The organism is Candidatus Desulfolinea nitratireducens (assembly GCF_982879505.1).
This window is the reverse complement of the sequence record NZ_CEYOSI010000126.1, coordinates 1-10,172: the sequence shown is the minus strand read 5'-3', so window position 1 is coordinate 10,172 and position 10,172 is coordinate 1. Positions and strand designations below refer to the sequence as shown.

Genomic DNA, 10,172 nt, shown 5'->3' with positions numbered 1-10,172 from the left:
CCCGGGCTGCTCTACAGATGCTTGTAGAAAATAATTGACATCGTGACAAAACCTATCTCCTTTCATACCCAGGAATGTACGAACGAAAGTTGTAAGTTCCGCTTTCCCCTCATGGGAGGAGAGCGGGCAATTGATGCTTGTCCAAGTTGCGGCGCGCCGATCAGGATGATAGATTCTGCGTATCAACGGCACTCGGTGGGGAAGGGCAACCTCACCCCACGCCCTGTCGAGATAGTTGCCTTGCTGGATAATGTCCGCAGCCTGTATAATGTCGGGTCCATCTTTCGGACAGCCGAAGCCGTCGGGATCAGCCAGATCCATCTTTGCGGGATGACCCCCACACCTGATAACCCTCGTCTCGCAAAAACAGCCATCGGCGCAGAGCAGATGATTCCGTGGCATTATCATAAAAATGGAGTAGAGGCGGCCAAAAAGCTACAAGATCAGGGCATTGGTTTATGGGCGATTGAAGGGGGAGAAGTGGCTACCCCGCTTTTCGAAACGGAGGCGCCTCAGGATGATCAGCGGATAGCATTGGTGATTGGAAACGAGCTTGCCGGGGTTGATCCGGGAATTTTGGCAATCTGCGAGCGGATCTTATATATCCCCATGGGAGGCCGCAAAGAATCGCTCAACATAACCGTCGCCTTTGGGATCGCTGCTTATTTTCTGCGTTATCCAAACTAAACCCGATTTCCGCTCTCTTTTAGAAACCAGGGTTTTCCTCCCGTAAAAGGGGTGAGTTAGAGGGGGGTTTAAATATCTTCTTTATTCCAACCTTGCGAGAGTTGTTTTTTTACGGAGCATATTTTTAATTCAACTCTCGCAAGGTTTTTATTATTTTTTAACCCACCCCAGGCTGATCCGCCCGCGCTCGGCCTCGATCTTCAGGATCTCCACTTCAAGGATATCGCCCACCTTCAGCACCGTCCCAAAGGGAATCTTGGATTTGTGCAGAAGTCCATCCTGCTTGAGACCAATATCGACAAAGGCACCGAAGTCAACGACATTCCGCACGGTCCCATGTAGACTCATCCCGGTTGCCAGATCATCCACTTTCAAAACATCTGAACGCAGGATGGGTGTAGGGGTGTTTGTACGCGGATCACGTCCCGGGCGAACAAGCTGCTCAAGAATATCCTTCAGGGTCGGCAGGCCACAATTCAACTCGGCGGCCAGATCTTCGAGGGAGGTTTTGGCGGTCAGCGCCTCGAGGGCCGGGATCCTTTCTTCGATGGCGGAAGCAGGCTTGAGCCCGGCGCGACCCAAAATTGCCTCCGCTATGGGATAGGATTCCGGATGAATGGCAGATTCGTCCAAAGGGTTGGTCCCGTTCCGAATCCTCATAAACCCGGCGCTTTGCTCGTAGGCTTTTGGACCAAGACCGGAAACCTTATTCAATTCCTTGCGTGATTTGAATACACCGCTGAGGTCACGATGGGCAACGATACTTTCCGCAAGTTTTGGACCAACTCCAGCTACGCGGGTGAGTAAAGCCGGGCTGGCAGTGTTGAGATCAACCCCAACCTGGTTGACAACCGATTCGACCACCCCATCAAGGGCATGGTTGAGGGCGCCTTGATTGACGTCATGCTGATACATGCCTACGCCAATCGATTTGGGATCGATCTTGACCAGCTCGGCCAACGGATCCTGGGCCCGGCGCGCAATCGAGACTGCCCCACGGATGGAAACATCCAGATCGGGGAATTCCTTTCGGGCAAGCGCGGAGGCGCTATACACAGAGGCTCCGGCTTCGCTGACGATCAGATATTTGATCGCCGGGGCATCGCGGGTCAGCTCTGCGACAAGTTTCTCTGTTTCTCGGGAGGCGGTCCCATTGCCAATGGTGACAAGCGAAACATGATGGCGGTTGACCATCTCTTCGAGGGTATCAACCGCCTCAGCCCATTTCTTTTGCGGGGCATGCGGATAAATCGTGCCGGTATCCAGCAATTTGCCGGTCGGATCGACAACTGCGACCTTGCTGCCTGAGCGATAACCGGGGTCGATCCCCAGCACCGTATGTCCAGCCAGGGGCGGCTGACCAAGCAACGCGCGCAGATTGGTCGCAAAAACCTGAATGGCATGACCATCCGATTTTTCGCTCAAGGTGCGGCGCACATCCCGCTCGATGGAGGGCAGGAGCAGTCGGGCAGCGGCATCGTGAATGGCTTCCTCGAGTTGATCAGCATAGGGGCTGAGAATATCCTCTTCAAATTCGGCCTGAACAGCCTGGAGCCAGTCATTCTCATTTATATGGACGTTTACATTCAGCACTCCTGCTGATTCGCCGCGTCCGAGGGCCAGGATCTGATGCGGTTGCAGGCGATCTACACGCCCCTGAAATTCATAATAAGACTCGTAGACGCGTTTTTCATCCACAGCTTTTTCAATTTTCTCAGCAGTCAGGGTGGCGAATTTGAGCGCTTTTTCGCGGGTTACCGAACGGATGTTTGCATTATCGCTGATATTTTCGGCAATGATATCGCGTGCGCCTTGCAGGGCCTCTTCAACAGTTTGGATATCCTCATTCAAAAAGGGCGCGGCGGCTTCTTCAGGGGAGCCTTCCAGACTTTGCCGGGTGATAATCTCTGCCAGGGATTCGAGGCCCTTTTCTCGGGCTGCCATGGCGCGCGTACGGCGTTTGCGTTTATAGGGGGCATACAGGTCCTCGAGGGCAGTGATCGTCTCCGCAGACTCAATCGCGGCCTTGAGTTCATCGGTGAGCTTATCCTGCTCCTGGATGGATTTCAAAATGCTGGCCCGACGATCATCCATCGTGCGCAGGCGGACGATCTCATCGGCCACCATGCGGACCTGTTCATCGTCGAGTGAGCCGGTCATTTCCTTGCGGTAACGGGCAATAAAGGGAACGGTGTTGCCTTCGTCCAACAGGCGGACAGTTGCCTCCACCTGGGAAGGCTTGGCATTGATTAGTGAGGCGATCTTTTGTGAATGAGTCATGGGTGAGATTCTACCAAATATTCCCTCTTTTGGACTGGGGAAATTTGAAATTGCCACAATTTTCTTGTTAAAATAGTAGTCCCTCCCCTGCACGCGGGGGAGGTTAGGTGGGGGCTTTTGCGTCCCCCCCCTCTAACTCCCCCCGTACACGGGGGGAGAACTTTGCGTACCAACAGATAATTACAGAAACCGGAAATAGGACCGGAACGCCCGCGACCTTTGGTTTGCTGTGCATTTAAAAGAATATTTTCCACCCTCGAGGACGATGTGCAACGCATCTGTCAGATGCAATGCACATCTCGTTTTTTTATCCTTTTAAACCAAATGACCACCTGCTTCAGCCTGGTTCAGCACCTCGAGAATGGTTTCCACCAAAGATCGGGCTGCCTGTTCCGATAGTTCCACCGCCACCCGTGCGCCCGGACCGAGGGCCTCGTTCACAAAGTCGATATTCAAGGCGTGTTCATCCGGGACATGGAAAGGATGATCATAGGAAACGTTAGCCTGGTTCACAGAAAACCAGCCTTCCCTGCCTTTGCCGCTCCCCGCAATACTGACCTGCTTCGAAATCATCGTGCACATATTCTCTCTCCGATTTATTAATTAATTTGATCATGAACCTCCCGCAGGTTTTGAACCTGCGGGAGGTTTTATTAGATTCACAAAGTCGATATTCAAGGCGTGTTCATCCGGGACATGGAAAGGATGATCATAGGAAACGTTAGCCTGGTTCACAGAAAACCAGCCTTCCCTGCCTTTGCCGCTCCCCGCAATACTGACCTGCTTCGAAATCATCGTGCACATATTCTCTCTCCGATTTATTAATTAATTTGATCATGAACCTCCCGCAGGTTTGGGAACCTGCGGGAGGTTTTATTAGATAAATTTAGTTTTTTAAATATTTCTCCAGGAAGGCGAAGGTCTTCTCCCAGCCATCCACAGCCTGCTGTTGGCGATAGTTTGGGCGATGATGATAAAAGAAACCATGGCCTGCATCCGGGTACATATGGAAGTCATAATTCTTGCCATGCTTTTTGAGTTCTGCCTCGTGTTGGGCTACCTGCTCTGGCGTGGGGCTGCTGTCTTCCTCACCGAAGAGACCCAAAATTGGGCAGGAGAGGTCTTTGGTGTAATCAATCGGTGCAACGGGGAAGTTTTCATTTAAATCCTCTTCAGCCATCACAACCCGCCCACCCCAGCAATCGACAAGGGCATCAAAACCCTGTACGCGGCAGGCGGCCAGATAAGCATGACGGCCACCCGAGCAGGTCCCAAAGACACCAACCTTGCCATTGCTGTTGGGCAATGAGCGCAGATAAAGCATCGCCCCTTCAATATCACCGACAGCCTTGTCATCCGGGATCCCGCCAGCGCCACGTACTTTGGCAGCTACATCTTCAGGAGTTCCATGACCGGATCGGAAATAGAGATTGGGAGAGATGGCGGCATAACCATACTGAGCAAACTTCCGGGTGGCCTCCCGATACCATTCATCCCAGCCGGGCATATGGTGGATGATCACCATCCCGGGGAAGGGACCCTCTCCGGTAGGGCGGGCAAAATAGGCATTGATCAACTCTCCATTTGCCCCGGGCATTGTGACCGTTTCTGCCAGCATCCCTTCGTACATATCTGTGGTAAAGGTCATTTCTCTCTCCTGTCTGTTTAGCGAAATCTGATATAAATAGTCTAAATCATGAGAGTAGAGATGTCAATTGATTAAGTTGGATACCGCATCAGAGAAGGTTTTCTGAGCCTTTAGAAAGAACAGACAAAGAATCACTAGCCGATAACCCCCAAGTCAGGTCTCTTACCGGGTTTCACCATGGTGTTTTATATGTTTCACCATGGTGTTTAATTCATCAAGTCAGGAGTCATTCACGCATCAGTCTTGATATATTCGATATCTTGTAACATCTTTCTGACCAGCTTTCCGGGTCGAAAGCGCAGGCGGCTGCGCTTGATCCTGGAGGCGTTCACCATTTTCGGTGCAGGCGAGCCTTCCGCCTGAACACTTAAGTGGAAGCTGCCAAACTCGCCCAGGCGGACGATATTGCCTTCGGCCAGGAATTGTGGGATTGTTTGCAACATACCTTCGATGGCTCCCATCATATCCGCCTGGCTGACAGTCGAAATGGTAGCAATCCTGTTTGCAATATCACGCTGATCGACCTCCCCGCTCGCTTTCAGGCGAGGGTAGTAACTGACCGGGTCATTCGGTCTGGAGGGAATTTTATACGGGACGATAATATATTTGACAGGCATCTTGAGCGACCTCCTATTTATTGAGAATATCTGGACTCGAATTTAGCTAATAAACTCTCCACATAACGTGATTTGAACTGCTCGCTTGCCATGGCGCGTTTGAGCGGTGGCAGGCGCAGGATCACACCCAGCACTACCGCCAACACGCGGCCGGTTGTCAAAGATCAGATTCTGCAAATTACTGCTTTATATGATGTTTTCTAACTGTTTGATAAGCTCTGGCAAATCAGATTGAATGATCAACCACATGATATCGAAGTCAATCGCATCATACCCGTGGATCAGGCGGTTTCGCAAACTGACGATTTGTCCCCATGCGATTTCAGGATGTTCCATTTGAAACTCAACCGGAATACGGTTAGCAGCTTCCCCGATAATTTCTAACAATCTTGCTTGTGCGAGGTTGAACGTTCTATTGTCATCCAAATCCTGCCGTGACTTTTCCTGCGCCAAGTCAACAGACTCACGGGCATAGTCGCGCATATGCCGCAAAGCAATTAAGGGATCATGTCGCGACATATTCCACCCTGGCTTCGCGGTTTACTTCCTCCCGAAAATACTTGCTGATAAACCCCGATGTGTTCAGGTCCACTTTGTGCCCGAGAATTTCAGACAGTTCCTCTTGCATGCTGAAAAAAGCCAGTCCGGGCGTGTGACCGGGCTTGAACTCAACCAGCACGTCAATGTCACTGGTTGGCCCGAAGTCATCTCGCAAAACGGATCCAAAAAACGCCAGCTTGCGGATGTGATAACGTTGGCAAAATCCGGCAATTTTTTTGCGAGGAACCTTTATCTTCAACTTGTTCACAGGTCCATTATAGCAAATAATCTATCTGGACCCAAATCTTGTGATCAAGTTCTCCACATAACGTGATTTGAACTGCTCGCTTGCCATGGCGCGTTTGAGCGGTGGCAGGCGCAGGATCACACCAAGGACGGCAGCCAGCGCACGGTGATTCCACAGTACACGGTTATCGAAGATCAGATTCTGCAAATCGCCGCGCTCAATGGCCATCATCACCACGCGATGGGTGGAATTGAGGGGGGTGATCACCCGCTCCGGACGTGAGCGCAGGCTCAGGCCGTCGTGACCGCAGGTGCGCAGACAGACGCCGCAACCAAGACAGATATCCTCATCCACCTTGGCTTTTTTCATCTTCGGGTGGTTTGGATCATTGGTGGAAACCAGGGTCATGGCTTCCACAGGGCAGGCGTTGACGCATTTTCCACAGCCATTACAACTGCCCTCCTCCACAACCGGCAGGAAGTTGGTGGTATGGACGGGATTGAGCATCCCGAATTTGCGGGCGGCGATCATGGCCTCACAGCAGCATCCACAACAATTGCAAATAAAGTTGACCCCCTCGCGCGCATTTTCACCGAACTGGACCAAATTGCGCTCCTGAGCCTGCTGGAGCAGATCCATCCCCTCGCTGATATCCACCGGACGAGCGTAGCCGTGCCGGGTCAGGGCCGCGGCGGAGGTGTTGAAGGTCATACAGATATTCATGGGCGCGTCGCAATTGCGCTCCATATGCTCCATTTTATGACGGCAGTAGCAGACGCCGACTCCCCGGTGCGAGGCGGTCTGGATGATTTCGCTGGCCCGTTCGTAATCCAGGACGTGCAGGGCATTCTCGGAGGAGAGCACCGGTTCGTTGACGAAGACCCGCCCCAGTTGTGTTTCACCGCGTACGAATAGTTCACTAATAAAATCTTCTTCCACGTTGAGATATTGGTAGAACAATTCCCCGAGCACTTTCTGATCCACATCGCCGCGCAGGCGCATCATTGAGAACTCGAAAAAGCCAGCCATGGGCGGCGGGAGGGTGTAGGTCGTTTTCCCATTCGCGACGATATCCACCAGGATGGCGCGGCTCGCGAGTTCGTCCAAAACTTTTTGGGTTTCAAGGGCGTCCATTTTCCAGATGCGGCTGGCCTTTTCAGCGCTGAAGGGTTTGATCGGTAATAAGGCGACCAGCTCAGCTTCGCGCTCACTAACGAGAATCTTCAGGATCTTGTTCAGCGTCTCAGATGGTGGTGCGCCCTGCGGAAAACGGTTCAAGCGCTCAACCAACTCGGTATACCCGGATTTTAAGCTGGTATGTGACATACCCTGCCCTCCATGTTAGTTGTCGTCAATTTAATACTTATACTATAGCGAAAATGGCGGAGAGATGCAAGAAATTTTAAGGGAGACGAGATAAACCCATAGATAGAGTAAGGTTTGCTTTCTTACCAACGAGCGTGATCTCCTCTGCGAAACCGATCAGTGAATGATGGTATAAATACCCTTTTTGAGCTAAAGCCCTGCTCAACTATTGATATTCAGATAAACAGGGTATGAGCGTCCCGCAGGTTTATGTTGCTTTAAAATCTGAATCACGGGAACCTGCGGGACGTTTTACGTAGAGAAAATTAACCAACTTAGTGAACATCAATAACCTTGACACGGCAGGAATAATGTCTGACAATACATGATATTTGTTTCATGTATTATAAGTCAGGTTAGGACTACTAAAAGTGATGACTAAAAATAAATGGACTTTTGTTACAAATCACGCTGTTGTGCTGACATTCTTGAATCGTGAAGAAAATTTAACGGCGCGAGAAATTGCAATGACTTTAGGTATTACAGAAAGAACGGTCATTCGGATTATCAATGATCTTGAGGCGACCGATTATATTACCAAACGAAAAGTAGGCAGGCAAAATTGTTACACGATCAATACAGACCTGCCCCTTCGTCGGCATGACCAACGGGAAGTTCTTGCACATGAATTAATTCAGTTGCTTTCTCGTGGAAATTTAAAGGGAACCTAAAAAATGAAGAAAACAAAATATTTTTATGCTTTTGCTACAGTGATGTTAATGGGTAGCTTTTTACTTGGCGCGTGTGGCCCCAGTGACGGTGATGCAACTCCGACTCTCAGTGTTGAGGAAGTGCAAACTTTGGCTGTGGGGACATTTGCATCCGGCTTGACGGAGACAGCGATCGCTATGCCGACCAATACATCGACACCGACGCTGACCCCCTCACCGACATCGACAATTACTCCCATAATGACGAATACACCCGGCACGCCTTTTGCTTCCGGGGTTCTGCCAACTACATCGTGCAATAGTATGGCTTACGTTACTGATGTGAATATCCCTGATAACACCCCTATGAATCCTGGAAAAACTTTCACGAAAACATGGCGAGTCAGAAATAGCGGGACTTGCGTCTGGGAAGCGGGCTTTACATTCAACTTTGTCGGCGGTGATGCGATGGGAAGTTCCGCTCTCGTGCTGGATAAGCCGGTCAGCCCGGGCGCAGAAACAGAGCTGTCTGTTGCGATGACAGCGCCGAGCAATTCTGGCAATATTCGCAGCAATTGGCGAATGTCCACCGCAACTGGAACCTTCTTTGGCGACGAAGTATATGTGTTAATCGTTGTTGGCGGCGGCGGCAGCACATCTGCGACAGCAACAACAGTCCCTCCTGCAACAGAAACTTCGATTCCCTCTCCAACTCCAGAATAACCATAGCGCGAGTGTGTTTTAATCAATTCAGAGAATAGGCGATGTCTAAAAAAGAACTTTATTGGATTTTTGGCATTTCTATTGCCGGTGTGCTGATTATTGGGATACTGGTTCTTCTCATTATTGCTCAATCTGCCCAGTATCAAAAAACACCAGATGTGATTCCGACAATGGACCAAGGTTTGGTATCCACTACAGTTGCTCAGACGGTTGCGGCTGAATTTGCAAGACAAACAGCTGAAGTGACAGCGACGGTAACCAATGAGCCTACACCATTTGCAACCATGGTTTTCCCTACAGCCACACCAACGAACACCTTTATTTTTCCAACGATGATCGTTCCCTCAGTGACGCCGATCCCGATAGCCTGCGACCGTGTTCAGTTGATACGGGATGTATCCGTACAAGATAATTCTCCTTTTATGCCAGGGGATACTTTTACAAAAACCTGGCGGCTGAAGAATGTAGGGAGTTGTACCTGGACGCAGAAATATAATTTGGTCATCGTTTCAGGTGATTCTATGGGGGCTAAACAGGTGATCCCCTTGCCTGGAAATGTTGAGCCTAATCAAACCATCGACTTGTCTATTGCGATGAAAGCACCTGGAAAACTGGGTAATTATCGCGGAGATTGGTTGTTGGTGGACCCATTTGGAAAGCGTTTTGGGATTGGCTCGAAAGGAGACAGTAGTTTTTGGGTAGCGATCCGAGTGATGGATTTTGAAAACCCCAAGTTGGCCTATGACTTTGCCGCGAACTTGTGTCAGGCTGACTGGCAAAGTGGTGCTGGAACAATTCCCTGCCCAGGGACTAGCAGCGCGGTTGAAGGATATGCATTTCTGTCCGATAGCCCGCGTCTTGAAAGTCGTCAAGAAAATGAGTGGACTATTATCGTCCACCCCAATAACGCTAGCAAAGGTTGGATCAGCGGAGTCTATCCTGAATTTGTGATCGCGCCGAATCAACATTTTATTGCCTGGGTGGGATGTCTGGCTGAAAGTAAGGGATGTAATATAACTTTTCGTCTGGACATGAAAAATCTAAAGACGAATGTGGTCAAAAATTTGGGCGTCTGGGATGAAGTCTACGAAGGACTAGTTACCAAGATCGATCTGGATCTCTCGTCACATGCAGAGAAGCATGTCCAGTTTATTTTGACGGTTCAGGTGAATGGTGGTACACCCGAACGGGCAAATGCCTTTTGGTTTGTGCCGGGCATCATTCTGAAAGCGCCTCCGACTCCCACACGAGTCCCGCCGACCGCGACAATGACACCCACGGACATCCCGCCAACCGCGACAATGACACCAACGGACATCCCGCCAACCGCTACGCCTGACGGCGGTTAGTGTCCCATTTGTGACTCCACTGAAAAAAGGCAGATTGCTCCTCCTCAAAAGGGCAAAAGTTTAATA

At 50.4% G+C, this 10,172-nt stretch carries 12 protein-coding genes and 1 pseudogene; 4 read left to right on the top strand and 9 right to left on the bottom strand.

Annotated elements, in window-relative coordinates; genetic code table 11:
- Positions 1-42: 42 nt before the first annotated feature.
- Positions 43-687 carry an RNA methyltransferase gene (locus tag AC3DOM_RS11545; protein WP_487919197.1) on the top strand — a complete coding sequence of 215 codons (645 nt, stop codon included), beginning with the start codon at positions 43-45 and terminating at the stop codon, positions 685-687.
- 150 nt (positions 688-837) lie between these two features.
- On the opposite strand, the gene AC3DOM_RS11540 is transcribed toward AC3DOM_RS11545, so the two are convergent.
- The 9 genes and pseudogenes from AC3DOM_RS11540 to AC3DOM_RS11500 form a co-directional block, all read right to left on the bottom strand.
- A complete protein-coding gene (locus AC3DOM_RS11540; protein WP_487919196.1) occupies positions 838-2,967 on the bottom strand; it encodes a Tex family protein in 2,130 nt (709 codons plus the stop codon).
- 315 nt (positions 2,968-3,282) lie between these two features.
- Positions 3,283-3,549 carry a DUF6295 family protein gene (locus AC3DOM_RS11535; protein ID WP_487919195.1) on the bottom strand — a complete coding sequence of 89 codons (267 nt, stop codon included), beginning with the start codon at positions 3,547-3,549 and terminating at the stop codon, positions 3,283-3,285.
- Between the two features lie 30 nt (positions 3,550-3,579).
- Entirely contained in the window at positions 3,580-3,771 is a 192-nt protein-coding gene (locus tag AC3DOM_RS11530) for a DUF6295 family protein (RefSeq protein WP_487919194.1), read from the bottom strand.
- Between the two features lie 82 nt (positions 3,772-3,853).
- Positions 3,854-4,615, bottom strand: coding sequence for a dienelactone hydrolase family protein (locus AC3DOM_RS11525; protein WP_487919193.1), 762 nt, complete (start codon positions 4,613-4,615; stop codon positions 3,854-3,856).
- Between the two features lie 230 nt (positions 4,616-4,845).
- The gene (locus AC3DOM_RS11520) at positions 4,846-5,232 is read right to left on the bottom strand and encodes an HU family DNA-binding protein (protein ID WP_487919192.1); all 387 of its coding nucleotides are present in this window, start codon (positions 5,230-5,232) and stop codon (positions 4,846-4,848) included.
- A gap of 17 nt (positions 5,233-5,249) precedes the next feature.
- Positions 5,250-5,409, bottom strand: a pseudogene (locus AC3DOM_RS11515) ((Fe-S)-binding protein); the annotation flags it as partial.
- Positions 5,410-5,418: 9 nt separating this feature from the next.
- The gene (locus tag AC3DOM_RS11510) at positions 5,419-5,751 is read right to left on the bottom strand and encodes a HepT-like ribonuclease domain-containing protein (protein WP_487919191.1); all 333 of its coding nucleotides are present in this window, start codon (positions 5,749-5,751) and stop codon (positions 5,419-5,421) included.
- Positions 5,738-6,040 (bottom strand): nucleotidyltransferase family protein, encoded by a 303-nt coding sequence (locus AC3DOM_RS11505; protein WP_487919190.1) that lies wholly within the window; start codon positions 6,038-6,040, stop codon positions 5,738-5,740. Before AC3DOM_RS11505 ends, AC3DOM_RS11510 begins: the two co-directional genes overlap by 14 nt.
- A gap of 21 nt (positions 6,041-6,061) precedes the next feature.
- Positions 6,062-7,345 carry a 4Fe-4S dicluster domain-containing protein gene (locus AC3DOM_RS11500; protein WP_487919189.1) on the bottom strand — a complete coding sequence of 428 codons (1,284 nt, stop codon included), beginning with the start codon at positions 7,343-7,345 and terminating at the stop codon, positions 6,062-6,064.
- A gap of 413 nt (positions 7,346-7,758) precedes the next feature.
- Between AC3DOM_RS11500 and AC3DOM_RS11495 the strand changes: the two genes are divergently transcribed.
- The 3 genes from AC3DOM_RS11495 to AC3DOM_RS11485 are packed head-to-tail and all read left to right on the top strand — an operon-like array spanning position 7,759 to position 10,106.
- Positions 7,759-8,055 (top strand): helix-turn-helix transcriptional regulator, encoded by a 297-nt coding sequence (locus tag AC3DOM_RS11495; RefSeq protein WP_487919188.1) that lies wholly within the window; start codon positions 7,759-7,761, stop codon positions 8,053-8,055.
- A 3-nt stretch (positions 8,056-8,058) separates the two neighbouring features.
- The gene (locus tag AC3DOM_RS11490; RefSeq protein WP_487919187.1) at positions 8,059-8,757 is read left to right on the top strand and encodes an NBR1-Ig-like domain-containing protein; all 699 of its coding nucleotides are present in this window, start codon (positions 8,059-8,061) and stop codon (positions 8,755-8,757) included.
- A 41-nt stretch (positions 8,758-8,798) separates the two neighbouring features.
- Positions 8,799-10,106, top strand: coding sequence for an NBR1-Ig-like domain-containing protein (locus AC3DOM_RS11485; protein WP_487919186.1), 1,308 nt, complete (start codon positions 8,799-8,801; stop codon positions 10,104-10,106).
- Positions 10,107-10,172 lie beyond the last annotated feature (66 nt).

Excerpts from the sequence above, each read along its gene's own strand:
- AC3DOM_RS11540 (WP_487919196.1), bottom strand. The coding sequence starts at position 2,967 with ATGACTCATTCACAAAAGATCGCCTCACTAATCAATGCCAAGCCTTCC.
- AC3DOM_RS11535 (WP_487919195.1), bottom strand. The coding sequence starts at position 3,549 with ATGTGCACGATGATTTCGAAGCAGGTCAGTATTGCGGGGAGCGGCAAA.
- AC3DOM_RS11530 (WP_487919194.1), bottom strand. The coding sequence starts at position 3,771 with ATGTGCACGATGATTTCGAAGCAGGTCAGTATTGCGGGGAGCGGCAAA.
- AC3DOM_RS11525 (WP_487919193.1), bottom strand. The coding sequence starts at position 4,615 with ATGACCTTTACCACAGATATGTACGAAGGGATGCTGGCAGAAACGGTC.
- AC3DOM_RS11520 (WP_487919192.1), bottom strand. The coding sequence starts at position 5,232 with ATGCCTGTCAAATATATTATCGTCCCGTATAAAATTCCCTCCAGACCG.
- AC3DOM_RS11510 (WP_487919191.1), bottom strand. The coding sequence starts at position 5,751 with ATGTCGCGACATGATCCCTTAATTGCTTTGCGGCATATGCGCGACTAT.
- AC3DOM_RS11500 (WP_487919189.1), bottom strand. The coding sequence starts at position 7,345 with ATGTCACATACCAGCTTAAAATCCGGGTATACCGAGTTGGTTGAGCGC.
- AC3DOM_RS11495 (WP_487919188.1), top strand. The coding sequence starts at position 7,759 with ATGACTAAAAATAAATGGACTTTTGTTACAAATCACGCTGTTGTGCTG.
- AC3DOM_RS11490 (WP_487919187.1), top strand. The coding sequence starts at position 8,059 with ATGAAGAAAACAAAATATTTTTATGCTTTTGCTACAGTGATGTTAATG.
- AC3DOM_RS11485 (WP_487919186.1), top strand. The coding sequence starts at position 8,799 with ATGTCTAAAAAAGAACTTTATTGGATTTTTGGCATTTCTATTGCCGGT.